The sequence below is a fragment of the Pseudohaemophilus paraphrohaemolyticus genome (genome assembly GCF_003253115.1).
Classification (GTDB): domain Bacteria; phylum Pseudomonadota; class Gammaproteobacteria; order Enterobacterales; family Pasteurellaceae; genus Haemophilus_A; species Haemophilus_A paraphrohaemolyticus_A.
The window spans coordinates 71109-91195 of the sequence record NZ_QEQF01000004.1 but is presented as its reverse complement, the minus strand read 5'-3'; the positions used below and the strand labels follow the sequence as shown (position 1 = coordinate 91195).

Genomic DNA, 20087 nt, shown 5'->3' with positions numbered 1-20087 from the left:
TTTTTCTTAGATTTTTTGCAATTACACGTTAAAGCGGAAGTGCATCACATCGCCATCTTGCACGATGTAATCTTTCCCTTCTAAACGCCATTTACCCGCTTCTTTCGCACCGTTTTCGCCCTTGAATTGGATGAAATCGTCATAAGCAATCACTTCCGCACGAATAAATCCTTTCTCGAAATCAGTATGGATAACCGCAGCTGCTTTGGGTGCTGTTGCTCCAACTGAAACCGTCCATGCACGTACTTCTTTCACGCCTGCGGTGAAGTAAGTTTGCAGATTTAACAACGCATAGCCCGCACGGATTACACGGTTCAAACCAGGTTCTTCAATGCCTAAGTCTTGCAGGAATTCAGTTTTTTCATCGTCGTCTAATTCTGCAATTTCCGCTTCAATCGCTGCACACACAGGCACAACCACTGAACCTTCTTTTGCCGCAAATTCACGCACTTTGTCTAAGTATGGATTATTTTCAAAACCATCTTCGTTTACGTTGGCGATGTACATCGTTGGTTTTAAGGTTAAGAAATTGTAGCCTTTGATTGCCAACAATTCGTCTTTGTCTAAATTGACTGAACGGATCATTCCTGCATTTTCAAGCACAGGTAAGATTTTTTCCATTACGGAAAGCTCGAATTTCGCTTCTTTATCACCACCTTTTGCACGTTTTTGTAAACGTTGGATCGCACGCTCGCAGCTATCTAAATCTGCTAACGCTAATTCAGTGTTGATAGTTTCAATGTCATCAAGTGGGTCAATTTTACCTGCAACGTGCACGATGTCATCGTTCTCAAAACAACGCACAACGTGACCAATCGCATCCGTTTCGCGAATGTTAGCTAAGAATTTGTTACCCAAGCCTTCGCCTTTGCTTGCACCTGCCACTAAACCTGCAATATCTACAAACTCCATCGTAGTTGGTAATACGCGCTCAGGCTTGACGATTTCTGCTAATGCATCTAAACGTGGATCAGGCATTGGTACCACACCTGTGTTTGGTTCAATGGTACAGAACGGATAGTTCGCCGCTTCAATACCTGCTTTGGTTAATGCATTAAAAAGAGTTGATTTACCAACGTTTGGTAAACCCACGATACCACATTTGAATCCCATGTTTTGTTCCTTATAAGTATACTTCCGCCTTACATTTCCCCTCTTTTCTAAAGAGGGGGGCAAATTACGAATAAAATAATAAATTAGTTATGCCCTAAACCCATTCAATCGGTTTGTTGCCTTCACAATACCTTCTTTAAACAGCACTTCTACACAGCGACTGGCTTCATCGACTGCGGCATCAATTTTCTCTTGGTCTTGTGGAGCAGGTTTACCCAATACATAACCTGCTACTAAATCGCGATGACCTGGATGCCCAATGCCAATACGCACGCGGTAGAAATTATTGTTGTTACCAAGGCTTGCAATAATATCTTTCAAGCCGTTATGACCACCGTGTCCACCACCTTGTTTGATTTTCGCCACACCAGGAGGAAGATCTAATTCATCGTGAGCAACCAAAATTTCTTCTGGTTTAATACGATAAAAATTCGCTAATGCACCCACGGCTTTTCCACTTAAATTCATAAAAGTAGTGGGTACAAGCAAACGAACTTCGTCCTGTTCAGTATTGATTTTGGCTACTTTGCCAAAGTATTTTGCTTCCTCTTTGAGCGAAGTGTTATACATTCTGGCAAGTTCATTTACAAGCCATTCACCTGCATTGTGGCGTGTGCCTTCGTATTTTGCACCTGGGTTGGCAAGCCCAACAATCAATTTAATTTGCGACATAATTTTGGCTTCTATTGGCTGTTAAATAAAAGGCGATATTGTAGGCAATTCGGGTAGATTTCTCAAGGTAAAAAGCAAGCGGTGAGATCTACAAAATCTTTTACAAATTTCACCGCTTGAAATTATGGTTTATCCACTAATACACTAATGGATGTTTGTTCAACAGGCTCTGTTTGGGGCTCTGCTTTTGGATCTTTGCCATATTTGTTGGTAAAACGTTGTCCATCCATAAATAACAAAACACCGAGATAGATAGCGTACATCAATAATACGAGAGGCACCACAAGACCTGGAATGATGCTCGGATTTGCTTCATTGATATCCATAATGATAAAAGATAAAAATACTATAATTGGCAAACCTAAATAAACCGTAAGTTGCCACCAGCCCGAGAAGCCTAAATCGTGCAGGCGACGAGCCGAAAGGCTAAAATGGGCGAGCGTTGTTACCAAGCTAAAAAGAGAATAAGCAAGTTCAAAAATCAAAGTGCCTGCATTGGTAATTATGTTGATTGCTTCAGATTGGTAGGTTGCCGCTAAAAGATTTCCACCTAAATCGAATACTACTGCAGGAACAATAATAAGAGCTAAGCTGATTAAAAATGAAATCAAGTTAAACCAACCAAATTCCGCCCGACGTGCTCGTCCGCGATAGGTAAATGTTTTTTTGAGTGCTTGGATAAACCAGTTCATATAGACCTCGCTGTTTGCAATTTATGGAGAGAATTTTACCGCTTACGCTTTATTTCCTAATGCTTTATCACCACTCGGCTTTCTGCGTTTGCCAATATTTTTGGTATCTTTATGACGCACTTTTACCTTCGCTTTTGCGGCTTCTTTTTTCGCCTCTTTGCGTTTTTTAATTCGAGCTTTTTCTTTCTTGGTTGTGGTACTTGCTTCGCCATCTTTCGGGGCTTTTGTTCGCGGTTCTAAGCCTTCAATTACGCGTGGTTTTAATGGCTCATCGGTGTAGCGTTTAATTTTACCTAATAGCTTGTAATCGTGGGCTTCCACCAGCGAAATTGCTGAGCCTTTTTTGCCTGCACGTGCGGTACGACCGATACGGTGAAGATAAGTATCTGCACTGTAAGGCAAATCAAAGTTAATCACAAAATCGACATCATCAATATCAATTCCGCGAGCGGCAACATCGGTTGAAACCAACACATTCACAACACCCTCTTTTAAGCGAGAAATTGCCTGATTACGTTGGGTTTGTGCCATTTCGCCCTCCAAATAGGTCGAACGAATGCCACGTTTACGCAAGGTTTCACTCAGTTCCCGCACATCTTCACGACGGCGAACAAATACTATCGCTTTTTCCATTGCTAATTCGCTAATTAAGCGGGCAAGCTGTTTCGTTTTATGCTCAACATTATCGGAATGATAGTACCATTGCTGGATTTTCTTACGTTCGCGGCGGCTTGGTTCGGCTTCGATTTGCACAGGATCGTTTAATAAACGTTCCGCAAAATCGGTCAATAATTCACCCTCAAGCGTTGCTGAGAACAACCAAGTATGTTTACGCCAACGGGTTTCCGCCGCGATTTTTTCCGCATCTTGCCCAAAGCCCATTTGCAACATTCGATCGGCTTCATCAAAAATAAGAATTTCTACTGCACGGCAGTTAAAGTTTTCTTCTTTGATGTATTGCATTAAACGACCAGGCGTTGCGACAACAATATCTTGATTGCTGTTGAAAATCTCACCATGATTTTGATACGCCACACCGCCTGTAATAGTGGCAATACTGAGTTTTGTAAATTTCGCTAATGCTTCTGCTTGTTCTGCTACTTGCATTGCCAATTCTCGGGTTGGTGTTAATATCAAAATACGTGGTGCACCAGGTTTACGGCGAGGATAGTCTAATAAATGTTGAATAGCAGGTAGTAAAAACGCAGCCGTTTTGCCCGTGCCTGTTGGAGCTGAACCTAACAAATCACGTCCATCTAACGCGAATGGAATGGTTTGAGCTTGTACTGAAGTTGGACGTTTATAACCTTTTTCGTTCAAGGCTTTGAGTAATTGGGGGGAGAGATCAAGCTCTTCAAATGTGGTTAAAATCGGGGTTTCCGTTGTCATGCTAATCCTTACTAGCGGTTAAATTTTGCTAAATCTTTGCAAGTATAGCATAAAGGGGGATGCCCTTTTGTATAAATCGTACAAAGTCAGGGCATCATTTAAATATGTCATGGCAAAATAGGAAAAATTACTCTAATGTTTCTTTCAAAACGCTTTCCAAAATTTCAAATACTCTCAACGTCCTAGGCGGGATGATGGTTTCATAAGGGCGAACGAGATAATCGCTCAACATTCCCACCACCTTGCCTTGCGAGTTGCTATATACGCTGGTGCTTTGAAAGCCGATGTTGCGCTGCTTGAGCGATTGTTCGCTATTAAGCGGAAGATGCTAAGTTCGCTCTGTGGCAACGTTGATTTATGCTCCGAAAGGATAGCTGTGTTCCAGATCTTCTAACGATGTTGGTTTACCCAAACGTTCAAGTAAGCTTGGGGCAGCGACCAGCACATCGCCAATTTCAGTAATTTTTCGCACGATAAATTTTGAGTCTGCTTCCAAACCAATGCGCAAGCCCATATTAATGCGGTGGTTCATGGAATCCAGCTTGCTTATATCATCGTGCCAGTCGATCACTAAATCAGGATAAGGTGCAAGTTGGTCAATGATTTCTCCAAAATCCGTTAAATGTACTTGCCACTACACTTTCTGCAACTTTCGCAACATCATCAATGGCAGACTGCTATGAAATTGACTTCACACCAAACGAACAAGGTACTTACAATCGTAAACCGGGCTTAGATGTAGAAGGCGTTATAAAATGAAAGAAGCGTATCAATCACTCGGTAGCAAAAATAAAGAGTTATACATCGTACCAGATGCAACTCATGTTGATTTATAGGATAACAAATCGGGAAAAATTCTGTTTGATAAATTTGAGGAATTTTTTAAAGAGAATTTGAAATAATCAACGACTAAGCAGCAAGTTTTTTTCATAAATGACTTAACTATAGACCGTTCGAAAGAGTGGTTGTTTTTCATCAAGATTTTGCAAAATGAATCCTCAACCCTAGTCAGTTTCCGGAATTTTAGGCAATTCTACCGCTTTCACCGAACCAAGATATTTCGCATGTTGATAAAACACTAATTTATATTCCAATAAGCCTAAGTAGCGTTGCAATTCGGCAATCTGTTGTTTGACGTTTTCCGTTTGGCTTTCAAATAATGCAAGGCGTTCGTCAATGGTATCGTCGCCAATGGCGGTACATTCAGAGAAGCGTTTGATGTCTTTTAAGCTCATTCCTGTATTTTTCAAACATTGTAATAAACTCAACCATTGCAAGTATGGCAAAAAATATTTTTTGTGCTCCGTATCGAAAAATTCGCGTTCCACGCTCGAAAATCCACGTCTTAATCGCTAAGGTGTACCAGATTAAGGAGCGCTTATGACCTCAGATATTATTCGATCTTCCATCGCAGAATATCTCACTTTTATTATTGCTACGGGCTAAAGCCAAGTTTCAGCAATTTATGCTGATGAAATTAATTGTGCTGACAGGTGAATCAGATCCAGTATTCTCCGCTAAAAACCAAGTGGTGTGGTTCAACGATTTGCAAAAAGATACCCAAAGTGCTGGCGAACTTTCCTGACTTTTCGTTGCCCCAGGCTTAACCCACTGCGGTGGTGGTAACGGCTTGGACGGTTTCGATCCATTAACCGCGCTTGAACAATGGTACGACAACCACCAAGTCTGCTTGCGAAAAGTAAAACCTACTCGAACAAACAAATGCCAATTTGTGCTTATCCGAAAGTGGCGAATATCGGCGGTAATGAGAACGAAGTGGAGAGTTTTGAGTGCTGTTAGCTTAGCTAAATAGTTTGGTAAGATATTGGGGGCTGCAAAAATTTTGCAAATTGCCCACTTAGGTTTATACTTGTCGCAATACAAAAATAAAAACGGAGCCTATTATGCGTATTGATACCTCAGCACTTTGCGATATTTATTCAGACCAAGTTGATGTGGTTGAGCCAATCTTCTCAAGCTTTGGCGGTGCGTCTTCTTTCAATGGTCAAATTACGACCGTAAAATGCTTTGAAAGTAACGGTTTAATTGAAAAAGTTTTGGAAGAAGAGGGTAACGGTCGTGTGCTACTTGTTGATGGCGGTGGTGCAGTGCGCCGTGCGTTAATTGATGCGGAGTTAGCACAATTAGCGGTCGATAACGGCTGGGAAGGCATTATTGTTTATGGTGCGGTGCGTCAGTTAGATGTGTTGGAAACCTTAAATATTGGCATTCATGCTTTAGCCCCGATCCCTGTTGGTGCGGACAATACCGAAATTGGCGAAATTGATACACCTGTGAATTTCGGTGGCGTAACATTCTTCCCAGAAGATTACGTGTATGCGGACTTAACGGGCATTATTCTTTCGCCTGAAGCATTGGATTTAAACGAATTAGAAGAAGAGTAATTTTGCTTTTTTCATTGAAGATGCAAGCGTTATGCTTGCATTTTTTATCGTAAAGTAGGAACTAAATTTGAACGACTTATTTATTATTGACTCCCACTGCCACCTTGATGGCTTAGACTATCAAACGCAACATAAAAGCGTGGATGAAGTGATCGAAAAAGCCAAAGCACGTGGTGTGGGACATATTGTTTCTGTTTGCACTACACTTGGACGTTTTGAGGCGATGAAACAGCTTACCGCTCACCGCAATGATGTCTCACTGAGCTGCGGTGTGCATCCGCTTAATGTAGATGAAGAACCTTTCGATTACGGCAAACTCTTGGCTTACGCTCAAGATAATAAAGTGGTTGCCATTGGCGAAACAGGCTTAGATTATCACTACACGCCTGAAACCAAAATGCTTCAGCAGGAACAATTTTCTGCTCAAATTGATGTAGCGAAAAAGGTCAATAAACCGCTGATTATTCACACTCGTTCAGCACGCGAAGATACCATGAATATGCTTGAGCAAGGCGGTGCAGAACAATGTGGCGGTGTATTACATTGTTTTACCGAAGATTATGCGATGGCAAAACGTGCATTGGATATTGGCTTTTATATTTCGATTTCGGGTATTATTACCTTCCGCAATGCAGAAGAATTGCGAGATGTCGTCAGAAAACTACCGCTTGATCGCCTATTGGTGGAAACCGATTCACCGTATCTTACACCAATACCTTACCGCGGCAAGCCGAATCAGCCTGCTTATGTGCGTGAAACGTGCGAATATTTGGCAACGTTAAAAGGCGTTTCAACCGAAGAATTGGCGCACATTACGACACAAAATGTGCAGAATTTATTTAAAATTAACCTGTAGGACTTAGTATGAAATCAATCCTCAAATATTTCTTATTTCTCGTTTCGCTCTCTTTTTTCATTGTGATCACTGGCACGGTAAATTACGTTATGCCAAGCTATGATGAAACCGTAGTAACAGGAATGGAAGTGCGCCGAATGGACAAAGATGGCGTCATCAGCAAATCGAATCCAGCAGATGGCGAAGTACGCGATGTATATTTCTTGTTCACCGAAAATCCAGACAGCAAAAAAACGATGGTTTATCGTAACGAAGATACAGGCTGGGGCTTGCCGCTATACTTTAAATTCAGCTCTGCTGATGTGCAAGCGAAAGCCCAAGCCTATGCGAACGAGCATCAACGCGTGCAAATCAAATATTACGGTTGGCGTATTAACTGGATGAATGAGTTCCGCAACGTAGTTTCCATCCAACCACTTGCTGAAGGCGAAACGCTTGCCAAACCGATTGTAAGTTATGTGTTATATGCCGTACTTGCTTTCTTATTCTTCCTTTCTATCCAATTTATTCGTGGCATTTTCCGTGATGAATAACTGACAAGATGCCCAAAAATTATACTATTAAAGATATCGCCGATCTCTGTGGGGTCGGCAAATCTACCATTTCTTGTGTGCTCAATCACGATCCGAAAGTCAGCGAAGAAACCCGCTAAAAGATCCAATCTATTATCGATTAAATTGGTTTTCATCCCAATCGCTCTGCCCGTGCAATGCGAGGGGCTGCAGAACCTGTGGTCGGCATTATCGTTTCTAAGCTCAATTCCAGTGGTGAATCGCAAACCTTACGAGCAATTTTAACCGCCCTTTATCAATAACAGATCACGCCCATTTTTCTGCGAACAGCACCAACTTATTCCTAATTTCGCTTTAACGAAGTTGGATATTGAAGCTGGCTACCAATATTGTTGCCAGCTTGCCCAACCGCTTGCATACATTGGACAAAACATGGTTTTACAGCACTTTGCACCAAATTTAATTAGCTTCAATTTGGCATAGTAAACAAAAGTGTTGGCAAGGATTACAGGAAAATAATCCAAATCAATACTTTTCTCTACCATATCACTTTTGTCTACTACACTAATTAAGCTTGAATAATCCCTTCCGCACAAGCAAAAGCAGATGACCACGCCCATTGGAAATTGTAACCACCAAGCCAGCCTGTCACATCAAGCACTTCGCCAATAAAGTAAAGCCCTGGAACGGCTTTTGCTTCCATAGTTTTAGAAGAAATATGATCAGTATCAATGCCCCCCATCGTGACTTCTGCGGTGCGGTAGCCCTCTGTGCCATTGGGGATATATTGCCAATGATGGATAAATTGCTCAAGCTGTTCTAGCGTATTTTTGCTGAGTTGAGCAATGACTTCGTCTTTTAGCAAGTGTTGCTCGAACCAAAGCTCAACCAGTTTTTTCGGCAGATAACGGCTTAATACCGTTTTTAGCTGTAATTTTGGCGAAGATTGACGCAGTTCTTGCAAAATCTCGAGAATATTCTCAGCAGGTAAAAGATCAATTTCAACTGCTTCGCCTATTTGCCAATAATTCGAAATCTGCAAAATCGCGGGGCCTGAAAGCCCACGATGTGTAAATAGCATTTGATTGCTAAAGCTGATCCGCTCGTTGCTGACTGTAACAGGCAACGCAATGCCTGAAAGCGAGGCGAAGGGTTTATCGCTCTCTTTCCATGTAAAAGGGACGAGACTTGCTCTTGGTGCAATGACAGGAATGCCAAATTGTTCGGCAATTTTGTAGCCGAATGGACTTGCGCCTAAGGCTGGCATTGAAAGTCCTCCTGTGGCAATGACCAGATTTTCGGTTTGATAAGTCTTACAAGCGGTATCAATTTTAAAACCTTTTGCAATTTTTTCCACAGAAACGGCCGCTTGTCGAAGCTGAATATCGACTTTGCCTTTATCGCATTCACTTTGCAGCATTTTTACGATCTGTTCCGCACCTTCATCACAGAAGAGCTGCCCTAACTCTTTTTCGTGGTAGGCAATGCCATATTGAGCGACTAAGCCGATAAAATCCCAGTTGGTGTAGCGAGCTAGAGCTGACTTCACAAAATGGCGATTTTGGCTTAAGTAATGCTGTGGCGTTACATCTAAATTGCTGAAGTTGCAAAAGCCACCGCCCGACATCAAAATCTTACGCCCAATTTTTTTACCGCTATCCAGTACTACGACATTTTTGCCTGCTTGCCCTAATTGCGAAGCACAAAACAAGCCTGAAGCCCCAGCCCCAATAACAACCACATCTGCTTTTTTCATTAGAAATTAAGTACCTTATCAGCTTCCATCGTCCAATCAGCAAGTTCAACGAGTGTGCCGATTTCTACGCCATCCGCAAGCGGAAGCTCGGTAATGCCACGTGCATTGGTGCAAGTTTTACAGAGTTTTACCATTGCGCCTTGCGAGGTAAGGATTTCCAGCATCTGTTGCACGTGATATCCCTCAGCTGGATTTTGTTTCGCAAGCCCTGCAATGACTGCATCCGACATCAAAAAAAGTTTGATTTCTGCTTTGTGCTGTTCTTGAATTTGTAAAGCTAAACGTAAACCACTAAAACAGGATTCGTTGCCATAAGGGGCTGAGTTGATGATAAAGAGTAGTTTTTGCATAGAAGTTTCTCCTTTCTTGTTCCTATAAAAGTAAATACCTAAGGTTTTAACCTTAGGTATTTTATGCTTCTACGAGAAATTACTCAATCACAGGCTTCTCACCACTTTCAATACACGCTTGACCTACAGTGACTTTCTTCGCTTTCAGTGTTGGTAAATCAAACATCGTATCAAGCAATAAGTTTTCTACGATAGATCGTAAGCCGCGAGCTCCTGTTTTACGAGTAATCGCTTTTTTCGCAATCGCAACTAAAGCCTCTTTAGTAAACTCAAGTTCTACATTTTCCATTTGGAATAGTGCTTGATATTGGCGGATGATCGCATTTTTCGGTTCGGTTAGGATTTGAATCAATGCGTGTTCATCAAGCTCTTGCAATGGGGTGACCACAGGCAAACGACCGATTAACTCTGGAATTAAACCAAAACGCACTAAATCTTCAGGTTCAACTTGTTTGAATAACTCGGTTAAATCTTGGCGATCTTTGTCGTTTTTTAACTCAGCTGCAAAGCCGATGCCACCTTGTTTATTGGTGCGTGCTTCCACGATTTTATCTAAGCCCGCAAACGCACCGCCACAGATAAAGAGGATTTTCGAAGTATCTACAGGAATGGTTTCGCCTTTTGGATGTTTACGAGATCCTTGTGGATTGATATTCGCTACCGTACCTTCAAGCAATTTTAACAATGCTTGTTGCACGCCTTCGCCCGAAACGTCACGCGTTATGGAAGCGCTTTCTGATTTACGGGTGATTTTGTCGATCTCATCGATAAAGACGATCCCTCGTTCGGCTTGCTCTGCATCAAAATCACATTTCATCAGTAATTTTTGGATCACATTTTCTACGTCTTCGCCCACATAGCCTGCTTGGGTGAGCGTTGTGGCATCAGCCACTGCGAATGGTACATTTAAACGACGAGCCAAGGTTTCAGCTAACAATGTTTTACCACTTCCTGTTGGACCGATTAACAAAATATTACTTTTACCAAGTTCCACACCATTAGTTACTTCGTGGTTTGAAAGGGCACTTTTTAAGCGTTTGTAATGGTTGTAAACTGCGACTGATAACACCTTTTTCGCATGTTCTTGACCAATCACATAGTCGTTTAAATGAGCATGTAATTCATGCGGTGTTGGCACATTATCGAAGAATTTAGCTTCATCTTGCGTTTCATCAATTAACGGTTCTTCCTCGCCGTTCAACAAAGCGTAAGACTCCTCGATACAATCATTGCAAATAAATCCTTCACTACCTTCAATTAACTGATCGACCTCTGAACGTTTTTTACCGCAGAAACTGCAGTGAGGTTCTTTTTCAAATGCCATTATGCCACCTCACCACGAGAAGTTAACACTTTATCAATCAAGCCATATTCCATAGCTTCCTGTGCGGACATAAAGTTATCACGCTCAGTATCTGCCGCCACTTTTTCAAATGACTGACCACTATGTTCTGCCATTTTACGGGTAAGAATCTCTTTGAGTTTTAAGATCTCTTGAGCTTGAATTTGAATATCGGTTGCCTGACCTCGTGCACCACCAAGCGGTTGGTGAATCATTACGCGTGCATTTGGTAACGCAAAACGCTTCCCTTTCGCCCCGCCTGAAAGCAAGAATGCACCCATTGAGCAAGCTTGTCCCGTGCAAAGAGTCGCTACATCTGGTTTTATGAAGTTCATAGTATCGTAAATCGCTAAGCCTGCCGTCACCACACCACCTGGACTATTGATATAAAGATAAATATCTTTTTCAGGATCTTCTGCTTCTAAGAAGAGCAGTTGAGCCACAATCAAGTTCGCCATATTGTCTTCAACTTGACCATTTAAGAAAATAATACGCTCTTTTAACAAGCGTGAAAAAATATCGTATGAACGTTCACCCTTCGGGGTTTGCTCAACAACCATAGGAACCAATGACATAAATTTTATCCTTATTAAATTTGGTGGAATGGGGCTATTTTAGCAAATTTTCATAAAATCATTAACAACAAGCGGTCAGATTGTTACAATCTTTTGCAAATTTTATTGAGGAAAAACAATGAATCTTGCAGAAATTTACGAAAAATTTGCCCTTTGCAAATCTTGGGAAGAAAGATACCGCTTGCTTATCCAACTTAGCCGACAATTGCCTAAATTAAGTGAAGCCGAGTTGCAAAATGTACCTGAAATTCACGGCTGCGAAAGCCGTTTATGGTTCGCTTTCCAAAAATCGCCAAGAAAAGTCATTGCATACAGTGATGCTCGCTTAATGCAAGGGATTTTAATGATTATCCAAATTGCTTTACTTGAGAAATCAGACGAAGAGTTAGCTGATTTTAACTTGCAACAGATGTTTGATGAGTTGAAAATTACCCCAAATTTGACTAGCACAAGGTTAAATGGTTTACAACAAATTCAGGGATTGATTAAATAGCAGAAAATCGCTGAATAAATATAGAAAAAACCTCTGATTGCTCAGAGGTTTTTTCCATTAACGCATAGGAGGTATATTATGACGTTTCAAAATAAGTGGCGGAACGGACGGGACTCGAACCCGCGACCCCCTGCGTGACAGGCAGGTATTCTAACCAGCTGAACTACCGCTCCGCAAAATTATAAATTTAGGTTTAAGCTAAATTTATAATGGGAATAAATTGGCGGAATGGACGGGACTCGAACCCGCGACCCCCTGCGTGACAGGCAGGTATTCTAACCAGCTGAACTACCACTCCGCATTTGGTTTGCGTATAATACCTATTTCTTATCTTATCGGCAAATCTTTTTTAAGTGTAAAATGTTATTTGACTTTAAAATAATCAAAATGGCGATTTATACTACTTTTTCCAACCTTTTAATGCATTCGCAAAAGCATTATTTGTGAACTGATTGCGCCCATTATTTCTTTTTGAGTGGTCAGATTTTTCCGAGCTTTTGCGAACAGCCGATTTTTCTTCCGAACGTTCGGTCGGTTTTTCATCCAAACGCATACTTAACGCAATACGTTTGCGAGTGACATCCACTTCAAGCACTTTTACTTTGACTACATCGCCGACTTTCACCACTTTATGCGGATCGTCCACAAAGCTGTTTGAAAGCATTGAAATATGCACTAAACCATCTTGATGCACGCCAATATCAACAAATGCCCCGAAGTTTGCCACATTCGTGACTGTACCTTCCAAAATCATCCCTACTTGTAGATCTTTAATTTCTTCTACGCCATCCACGAACGTTGCCGTTTTGAACTCACCACGCGGATCGCGTCCTGGTTTTTCTAACTCTTTGAAGATATCGTTTACCGTTGGCAAGCCAAATTGCTCATCAACAAAATCTTTCGCATTAAGCTGATGAATTTTGCTCTCATTACTCATCAATTCTGCAAGCGTTGCTTGAGTCGCTTGCAAGATTTTTTCCACAATAGGGTAAGCTTCTGGGTGAACACTTGAGGCATCAAGCGGATTTTTGCCGTTTAAAATACGCATAAAGCCTGCACATTGCTCAAAGGCTTTTGGTCCTAAACGTGGTACTTTTTTCAGATCCGAACGGCTGTTAAAACGCCCGTTTTCATCACGATAAGCTACAATATTTTGTGCCAATGTTTTGCTCATTCCTGCCACACGAGCAAGCAATGGAGCAGAAGCGGTATTCAAATCCACACCAACCGCATTTACACAATCTTCCACCACCGCATCAAGTTTACGGGCAAGTTGCGTTTGGTTTACATCGTGCTGATACTGCCCTACACCAATCGCTTTTGGCTCAATTTTTACTAGCTCTGCCAGCGGATCTTGCAAACGGCGTGCAATCGACACTGCACCACGCAATGAAACATCCAAATCAGGGAACTCATTTGCCGCCAATTCAGAAGCAGAGTAAACCGATGCTCCCGCTTCACTTACCACTACCGTTTGCGGAATCAGCATATCAGGCTTGCTGGTTTTAATTTGCTTCAACACATCTTTAGCAAAACGCTCAGTTTCACGCGAAGCCGTGCCGTTACCAATCGCAATAAGCTCAACATTGTGTTGTTTAATCAATTTATACAGCGAAACTTCCGCCGCTGCTTTGCCTGTGGTGTGAGGGTAAATCGTATCAGTTGCCAGTAGTTTCCCAGTATTATCTACAACGGCAACTTTCACGCCTGTACGCAAACCAGGGTCTAAACCCATGGTATTTCTTGCTCCCGCAGGAGCAGCCATCAAGAGTGCAGACAAATTGCGAGCGAACACATCAATCGCTTCTTCTTCCGCTTTTTCACGTAAGTTTGCCATCAACTCAGTTTCAAGATGTAGTAATGCTTTGACTTTCCAAGTCCACGCTATCACTTGCTCACGCCATTTATCGGCTGGCTGATTGTTGAAAATCACACCCAAATGTTCGCGAATAATCTCTTCGCACTGGCTGGATTTTGCCCCCTCTTCTGCAAGTGGATCAGCATTAATGGAAAGCGATAACACACCCTCATTACGCCCACGAAACATTGCCAAGGCTCGGTGCGAAGGCACATTTTGGAGTGGCTCGCTATGAGCAAAATAATCGCGGAATTTCTCGCCCTCTTGCTCTTTACCTTCAATGACCTTTGCTTCAATCGTCGCATTAGCGGTCAAATATTGGCGAAGTTTTGCAAGTAGTTCCGCATCTTCGGCAAATCGTTCCATTAAAATATAACGTGCACCATCAAGAGCTGCTTTGCTGTCTGCTACGCCTTTATCGGAAGAAATAAATTGCTCAGCCATCGATTCAGGTGTGAGTCTTGGATCTTGCCAGAGTTGCTCTGCCAATGGCTCAAGCCCTGCTTCAATCGCAATTTGCCCACGCGTTCTGCGTTTGGGTTTATACGGCAAATAGAGATCTTCAAGCTCAGTTTTGCTTTCCGTAGCAAAGATTTTCTCACGCAACTCATCGCTTAATTTGCCTTGCTCATCAATTGATTTTAAAATGGTTTGACGACGATCATCCAACTCACGTAGGTAGATCAAACGCGTTTCAAAGTGACGGAGTTGGGTGTCATCCAATCCGCCCGTGACCTCTTTGCGATAACGTGCGATAAACGGAATCGTGTTTCCCTCATCTAATAAATTCATTGCCGCCAAAATTTGTTGTGGGTTCACATTTAACTCGCCAGCAATCACTTGGCTAATGGTCTGGTTTAAATTTGACATAATCTTTCCTAAGAATTAACGGAACTTATCTGCCCTTATTTTATCTAATTTTTCCAACTGGGCGAATGCTTCATTAAATTTTTGCGAATTGGGCTCTGATTTTGCACAGAGAATGATATTTTCAAGCGTATCGGCTTGATGATAGTAAGCGTGCTTGCTTTGGAGGGCTTGTTCAAACTGTGAATAAGCTTGTTGGAATTGACCTTGCTTACACAAAAAAGTGCCGTAATTATTGAGCACATCAGGGCGATTTTGGCTGAGTTTCAATGCTTTTTGATAGGCTTTCTGACTGTTGGCTACATCGCCTGTTTGTTGATAATAATACGCCAGCACTGAATAAGGCAGGTAATCGTTTCTATCGTGAGCAATCGCTTTATCGATATTTTCCTTGGCTTTTGGGTAATCCTGTTGTTCTAAATAGGCAAGAGCAAGATTGATTCGAGCTTTTAAGGCTTCTGAGCGGTTAAATTCAGGATCAATTTGGGAGGAAACGCAACCTGCTAAAAATAGCACAGCACAAGCGGTTAAAATTTTTGAAAAGATTGCGAATTTCATAAATGATCCTTTTTAAAGATTCACTCTCTCCTGTTGTAGGAGAGAAAGTTGTTTTCCTATTGTGCCTTCACCGCAATCCCTTCACCAAATCGGCGTTTTTCTAACGTTCGCTTGGTACGGTCGATGACGTCGCCAGCCAACTGACCGCATGCGGCATCAATATCATCACCACGCGTTTTACGAATGGTAACCGTAAAGCCATATTCCATCAATGCTTTTTGGAAGCGATCTACACGAGAATTCGAGCTTTTAGCATAAGGGGCTTCTGGGAACGGGTTCCACGGAATTAAGTTAATTTTACACGGCGTATTTTTCAACACTTTCGCTAATTGATGAGCGTGATCTACCTCATCATTCACGTGATCCAACATCACATACTCAATCGTGACTTTGCCGTGGTTTGCATTCGAAACTTCGAGATATTTATTCACAGAATTAATCAACATTTCGATGTTATATTTTTTGTTGATCGGCACGATTTCATCACGAATTTCATCATTCGGTGCGTGCAGAGAAATTGCCAATGCCACATCGATTTTATCCCGTAAAGCATCAAGTGCTGGCACAACCCCCGAAGTTGAAAGTGTAACACGACGTTTTGATAAGCCATACGCAAAATCATCCAACATAATTTCCATTGCTGGCACTACGTTGTTTACGTTTAACAGTGGCTCGCCCATTCCCATCATCACCACGTTAGTAATCGGTCGAACGCCTGTTACGCCAAAGTTACCAATGATTTTTGAAGCACGCCACACTTGCCCGATAATCTCTGCCACGTTTAAGTTGCGGTTAAAACCTTGTTGAGCTGTTGAACAAAACGTACACGCCAAAGCACAGCCCACTTGTGAAGAGACACAAAGGGTCGCACGGTCTGCTTCTGGAATATACACGGTTTCGATTTGTTGCTCGCCTACTTGCATCGCCCATTTAATCGTACCATCGGCTGAGCGTTGTTCTATTGCCACTTCAGGGGCTTTAATTTCTGCGACTTGTTTTAATTTTTCACGCAATACCTTGTTGATATTGCTCATATTATCGAAATTATCTTCTCCAAAATGATAAATCCATTTCATGAGCTGATCGGCACGAAACGGCTTTTCGCCCAGACTTGCCAAAAATTCACGCATCTGTGGACGCGTCATATTCATTAAATTTACTTTTTCGGATTTAGGATGAGCCACCGCAATGTTGGTAGCTTGAATTTGATCTGACATTAAAAAGCCTCGTTATTACACGTGTTCCCGTTCTTTTATGAAAGGGAACCATTATGGCAAAAGGATTAGTTTTGCAAGATTAAATAAAGAAGCGAATTTTACTGATCTCTCCCGCGTAAGGCTAGCGATTTTTACAAAATTTGAAAAGCACAAGCGGTCAAATTTTCGAGCAAGATCGCAAAATTTGTTTTAGAAAGTAAAATTATTGATGGATTTAACAAAATTTACGAAAAAATCTACCGCTTGCCTCTACATTCCTCATCTTTTTTATCTTACAATGCAGAACATATTAAATTTTCACTCACAAAAATAAAGGACACAACAATGGCTTTAAAAGATTTAGACTGGGCAAATTTAGGTTTTTCATATATCAAAACAGAATATCGCTTCATCGCATATTGGAAAGAGGGCAAATGGGATGAAGGTAAACTTACTACCGACAGCACACTTCACATCCACGAGGGCTCAACTGCACTTCACTACGGTCAGCAATGTTTCGAAGGCTTAAAGGCCTACCGCTGCAAAGATGGTTCAATCAACTTATTCCGCCCGCAAGCAAATGCAGAGCGTATGCAACGTACCGCAGACCGTCTTTTAATGCCACGCGTACCAACTGAATTATTCGTGCGTGCGTGTAAAGAAGTGGTTAAAGCTAACCAAGATTGGTTGGGGCCTTACGGCTCTGGTGCAACCTTATACTTACGCCCATTCTTAATCGGCGTGGGCGAAAATATCGGTGTGAAGGCTGCACCAGAGTTTATTTTCTCGGTATTTTGCTGTCCAGTGGGGGCGTACTTCAAAGGTGGTTTAGCCCCATCAAACTTCATCACCACAGATTACGACCGCGCAGCTCCAATGGGAACAGGCGGTGTGAAAGTGGGTGGTAACTATGCGGCGAGTTTACTTCCGCACGAATTAGCCGCAGAGCAAGGTACGCCGGAACGTAAATTTGCTGATGCTATTTATTTAGATCCAAAAACTCACACCAAAATTGAAGAAGTCGGAGCTGCAAACTTCTTTGGGATCACAAAAGACAATAAATTCATCACGCCAAAATCAGAATCTATTTTACCAAGTATCACTAAATATTCTCTTTTACATATCGCAAAAGAGCGTTTAGGTATGGAAACCATCGAAGGCGATGTTTATATCGATCAACTTGACAAATTCGCAGAAGCAGGTGCGTGCGGTACCGCTGCAGTGATCACCCCTGTTGGCGGCATCCAACACAAAGGCAACTTCCATGTTTTCTATTCAGAAACCGAAGTAGGCCCTACAACACGTAAACTTTACAACGAATTAACAGGTATTCAGTTCGGTGACATTGAAGCCCCTGAAGGCTGGATTGTGAAAGTAGAGTAATCTATTGTTTTCAAGCGGTCGAATTTGTAAAAGATTTTGCGAATTCGACCGCTTTCATTTTATATAAGGATAAAAATATGATTAAACGCATTGATGTCAGCCACCGTTTTTCAGAAGTGGCAGTTTATAATGGTGTTGCTTATTTAGCAGGTCAAGTGCCAACGGATGCCACAAAAAATGCTTATGAACAAACTCAACAAGTGTTAGGCGAAATTGATAAATTTCTTGCGAAAGCGGGTACAGATAAAAGCCAAATTTTAATGGCAATCGTTTATCTGGCAAATATGGCTGATTATGCAGAAATGAACCGAGCATGGGATGAGTGGGTGGCAGAGAATAATGCACCACCTCGTGCCGCAATTGAGGCGAGGCTTGCCGATCCGAATTGGAAAGTGGAGATTGTTGCTACAGCAGCAGTAAAATAGTCATTAGTGAAACCTTGATAAAAATCGAGTTTTTTTACTATTAAATCCCTCGATGATGCTCCACTTTTATGTTCGAATGTTGATCTATGTGGCTGTCATAATCCGATTTAAAGCCCTTTAAAACTACGCGGATATTATTCTCTTTGGCATAAATGGTGGCAAAATCTTCAATCAGTTCTAATACATCATAAGCGATGTAAGCAGTATGTTCTGCGTTAATAATCACCATTGAATTCGGTTGAATATTTTTAAGCGTTTTCTTGATTGCGGCTTTATTGAGGAATGAAACCTCTTCGGCTAAATTAAGGCGGATTTGTGAGGCATCAGCCAGTTCTTCGCGGCTTAAATAATAAGCACGTTTCATATTGCCGTGCAAAATAAATAGAATGCTGATAATCAAGCCAAGCCCCACACCTTTGAGTAGGTCGAAAAGCACTACCGCAACCATAGTGATGATAAAGGGGATAAATTGATAAATTCCTTTATGCCAGAAATGCTTGAATACGCTTGGGCGAGCAAGTTTATAGCCGACTAAAATAAGTACAGCGGCAAGTGTTGCAAGCGGAATTTGGTTCAGTAAAGCAGGGATAGCCAGCACACAAATGAGTAATAATACGCCGTGAATAATGGCAGAAAGTTTATGCGTAGCTCCTGCGTTGGCGTTTGCCGATGAGCGAACAATAACCGCGGTAATAGGCAATCCACCGAGCAGAGAAGAAACAATGTTGCCCACGCCTTGAGCCCGTAATTCTTGATTGGAATCAGTAAGGCGGCGTTTTGCATCTAAGCGATCAGCCGCTTCAATGGAAAGCAAGGTTTCAATGGATGCCACAATCGCAATCGTTGCACCTGTTACCCAAATAAACGGATTGGTAAATCCACTAAAATCAGGGAAAATCACAAAATCTTTTAAATCTTGCCAAGAAGAGAGGACGGGTAAGTGCACCAACTGATTTTCTGGCACGGCTAAATGGCTATCCAAATCAATAAAAAGATTATTTAGCAAGATGCTAACAATTACCGCAATCAACGCGGAAGGGAGAAGTTTTATCTTTTTGAGTTTAGTGGAGCGATCCCAGCCAAGTATAATCAGCATTGAAAGTAGGGTAATAATGAGTGCGCCTAAATGGATATTGATAAAAGATGCGGTACCATCAAAAACAAGTTTATCTGTGCCAATTGTATAAGGTAGCTGCTTAACGATAATTAAAATTCCAATGCCCGCAAGCATTCCTTCAATCACGGCAACGGGAATATAGTTAGTGATACTACCTGCTCGAATGATGCCTAAAATGAGTTGGATAACACCCGCAATAATGCCCGCACAGAGAAACAATTCAAAGCTGCCGAGTTGCGTAATAGCACCTAACACTATTGCCACTAAGCCCGCAGCGGGGCCTGCTACGCTGATATGCGAGGTACTTAACCAGCCTATAATCATTCCGCCAATAATTCCTGAGATAATGCCCGAAAGCGGTGGCGCACCAGACGCAAGTGCAATGCCTAAACAGAGTGGCAAGGCGACAAGAAAAACGACCAATCCAGAGGCAAAATTTTGTTTAAACAGTGAGGATTTGAGGTTTTCTTGGTGCAAAGTTTGGGGCATGGCGTCCTCGTATAAAATGAAGTTAAGAGTGATAATACA

Annotated in this window: 22 protein-coding genes, 2 tRNA genes and 2 pseudogenes; 9 read left to right on the top strand and 17 right to left on the bottom strand. The window is 41.9% G+C overall.

From position 1 onward, the window contains the following. Nucleotides 1-21: 21 nt before the first annotated feature. The 5 genes from ychF to DPV92_RS05450 all read right to left on the bottom strand — a co-directional run bounded on the left by ychF (nt 22) and on the right by DPV92_RS05450 (nt 4398). Nucleotides 22-1113, bottom strand: a complete 1092-nt coding sequence (gene ychF / locus DPV92_RS05470; protein WP_005706109.1) for a redox-regulated ATPase YchF — start codon at nt 1111-1113, stop codon at nt 22-24. Between the two features lie 87 nt (nt 1114-1200). After that, nucleotides 1201-1785, bottom strand: a complete 585-nt coding sequence (gene pth, locus DPV92_RS05465; protein ID WP_111354015.1) for an aminoacyl-tRNA hydrolase — start codon at nt 1783-1785, stop codon at nt 1201-1203. 122 nt (nt 1786-1907) lie between these two features. Then, the gene (locus DPV92_RS05460; protein ID WP_111354014.1) at nt 1908-2477 is read right to left on the bottom strand and encodes a DUF805 domain-containing protein; all 570 of its coding nucleotides are present in this window, start codon (nt 2475-2477) and stop codon (nt 1908-1910) included. A 42-nt stretch (nt 2478-2519) separates the two neighbouring features. After that, nucleotides 2520-3866 (bottom strand): ATP-dependent RNA helicase SrmB, encoded by a 1347-nt coding sequence (gene srmB / locus DPV92_RS05455; protein ID WP_111354013.1) that lies wholly within the window; start codon nt 3864-3866, stop codon nt 2520-2522. 355 nt (nt 3867-4221) lie between these two features. Further along, nucleotides 4222-4398, bottom strand: a complete 177-nt coding sequence (locus DPV92_RS05450; protein ID WP_192574184.1) for a type 2 periplasmic-binding domain-containing protein — start codon at nt 4396-4398, stop codon at nt 4222-4224. 238 nt (nt 4399-4636) lie between these two features. On the opposite strand from DPV92_RS05450, the pseudogene DPV92_RS10065 reads away from it, so the two are divergent. After that, a pseudogene (locus DPV92_RS10065) lies at nt 4637-4768 on the top strand (alpha/beta hydrolase); the annotation flags it as partial. A gap of 102 nt (nt 4769-4870) precedes the next feature. On the opposite strand, the pseudogene DPV92_RS05440 reads toward DPV92_RS10065, so the two are convergent. Continuing rightward, a pseudogene (locus DPV92_RS05440) lies at nt 4871-5143 on the bottom strand (MerR family DNA-binding protein); the annotation flags it as partial. Between the two features lie 388 nt (nt 5144-5531). On the opposite strand from DPV92_RS05440, the gene DPV92_RS09975 reads away from it, so the two are divergent. The 5 genes from DPV92_RS09975 (at nt 5532) to DPV92_RS10000 (ending at nt 7779) form a co-directional block, all read left to right on the top strand. Next, on the top strand, nt 5532-5666 hold the full coding sequence (locus DPV92_RS09975) for a hypothetical protein (RefSeq protein WP_263969925.1): 135 nt from the start codon (nt 5532-5534) through the stop codon (nt 5664-5666). 104 nt (nt 5667-5770) lie between these two features. Next, on the top strand, nt 5771-6271 hold the full coding sequence (rraA, locus tag DPV92_RS05430; RefSeq protein WP_111354010.1) for a ribonuclease E activity regulator RraA: 501 nt from the start codon (nt 5771-5773) through the stop codon (nt 6269-6271). Nucleotides 6272-6338: 67 nt separating this feature from the next. Beyond that, nucleotides 6339-7127 (top strand): TatD family hydrolase, encoded by a 789-nt coding sequence (locus DPV92_RS05425; RefSeq protein ID WP_111354009.1) that lies wholly within the window; start codon nt 6339-6341, stop codon nt 7125-7127. An 8-nt stretch (nt 7128-7135) separates the two neighbouring features. Next, entirely contained in the window at nt 7136-7660 is a 525-nt protein-coding gene (locus DPV92_RS05420; RefSeq protein WP_111354008.1) for a DUF1523 family protein, read from the top strand. A gap of 8 nt (nt 7661-7668) precedes the next feature. Continuing rightward, nucleotides 7669-7779, top strand: a complete 111-nt coding sequence (locus DPV92_RS10000) for a helix-turn-helix domain-containing protein (RefSeq protein ID WP_318655605.1) — start codon at nt 7669-7671, stop codon at nt 7777-7779. A gap of 240 nt (nt 7780-8019) precedes the next feature. Here DPV92_RS10000 and DPV92_RS09850 read toward each other — a convergent pair whose 3' ends face one another. The 5 genes from DPV92_RS09850 to clpP form a co-directional block, all read right to left on the bottom strand. After that, nucleotides 8020-8184, bottom strand: a complete 165-nt coding sequence (locus DPV92_RS09850) for a hypothetical protein (protein ID WP_192574182.1) — start codon at nt 8182-8184, stop codon at nt 8020-8022. A 23-nt stretch (nt 8185-8207) separates the two neighbouring features. Then, complete coding sequence (locus tag DPV92_RS05410; protein WP_111354007.1) at nt 8208-9395, bottom strand: BaiN/RdsA family NAD(P)/FAD-dependent oxidoreductase; 1188 nt, start codon at nt 9393-9395, stop codon at nt 8208-8210. Then, nucleotides 9395-9745: a DsrE/DsrF/TusD sulfur relay family protein gene (locus DPV92_RS05405; protein WP_111354006.1), complete on the bottom strand. Its 351-nt coding sequence runs from the start codon at nt 9743-9745 to the stop codon at nt 9395-9397. The genes DPV92_RS05410 and DPV92_RS05405 overlap by 1 nt, the downstream gene beginning before the upstream one ends. Nucleotides 9746-9824: 79 nt before the next feature. Then, nucleotides 9825-11069 (bottom strand): ATP-dependent protease ATP-binding subunit ClpX, encoded by a 1245-nt coding sequence (clpX, locus tag DPV92_RS05400; RefSeq protein ID WP_111354005.1) that lies wholly within the window; start codon nt 11067-11069, stop codon nt 9825-9827. Then, complete coding sequence (gene clpP, locus DPV92_RS05395; RefSeq protein WP_111354004.1) at nt 11069-11662, bottom strand: ATP-dependent Clp endopeptidase proteolytic subunit ClpP; 594 nt, start codon at nt 11660-11662, stop codon at nt 11069-11071. Before clpP ends, clpX begins: the two co-directional genes overlap by 1 nt. Nucleotides 11663-11780: 118 nt before the next feature. Here clpP and DPV92_RS05390 point away from each other — a divergent pair, with 118 nt between their 5' ends. Continuing rightward, a complete protein-coding gene (locus tag DPV92_RS05390; protein ID WP_111354003.1) occupies nt 11781-12155 on the top strand; it encodes a SufE family protein in 375 nt (124 codons plus the stop codon). A 96-nt stretch (nt 12156-12251) separates the two neighbouring features. On the opposite strand, the gene DPV92_RS05385 is transcribed toward DPV92_RS05390, so the two are convergent. The 5 genes from DPV92_RS05385 to DPV92_RS05365 all read right to left on the bottom strand — a co-directional run bounded on the left by DPV92_RS05385 (nt 12252) and on the right by DPV92_RS05365 (nt 16655). After that, nucleotides 12252-12328, bottom strand: a tRNA-Asp gene (locus DPV92_RS05385). Between the two features lie 48 nt (nt 12329-12376). After that, nucleotides 12377-12453 (bottom strand) — tRNA-Asp (locus DPV92_RS05380). A 102-nt stretch (nt 12454-12555) separates the two neighbouring features. Continuing rightward, entirely contained in the window at nt 12556-14883 is a 2328-nt protein-coding gene (locus tag DPV92_RS05375) for a Tex family protein (RefSeq protein WP_111354002.1), read from the bottom strand. A gap of 15 nt (nt 14884-14898) precedes the next feature. Further along, the gene (gene pilW / locus DPV92_RS05370) at nt 14899-15438 is read right to left on the bottom strand and encodes a type IV pilus biogenesis/stability protein PilW (RefSeq protein ID WP_111354001.1); all 540 of its coding nucleotides are present in this window, start codon (nt 15436-15438) and stop codon (nt 14899-14901) included. 56 nt (nt 15439-15494) lie between these two features. Beyond that, nucleotides 15495-16655 (bottom strand): bifunctional tRNA (adenosine(37)-C2)-methyltransferase TrmG/ribosomal RNA large subunit methyltransferase RlmN, encoded by a 1161-nt coding sequence (locus tag DPV92_RS05365; protein ID WP_111354000.1) that lies wholly within the window; start codon nt 16653-16655, stop codon nt 15495-15497. Between the two features lie 309 nt (nt 16656-16964). On the opposite strand from DPV92_RS05365, the gene DPV92_RS05360 reads away from it, so the two are divergent. After that, nucleotides 16965-18017, top strand: a complete 1053-nt coding sequence (locus DPV92_RS05360) for a branched-chain amino acid aminotransferase (RefSeq protein WP_263969927.1) — start codon at nt 16965-16967, stop codon at nt 18015-18017. Nucleotides 18018-18094: 77 nt separating this feature from the next. Continuing rightward, nucleotides 18095-18442: a RidA family protein gene (locus DPV92_RS05355; RefSeq protein ID WP_111353998.1), complete on the top strand. Its 348-nt coding sequence runs from the start codon at nt 18095-18097 to the stop codon at nt 18440-18442. 40 nt (nt 18443-18482) lie between these two features. Here the strand turns inward: DPV92_RS05355 and DPV92_RS05350 are convergent, their stop codons facing one another. Next, nucleotides 18483-20048: a SulP family inorganic anion transporter gene (locus DPV92_RS05350; RefSeq protein ID WP_111353997.1), complete on the bottom strand. Its 1566-nt coding sequence runs from the start codon at nt 20046-20048 to the stop codon at nt 18483-18485. Nucleotides 20049-20087: the final 39 nt, after the last annotated feature.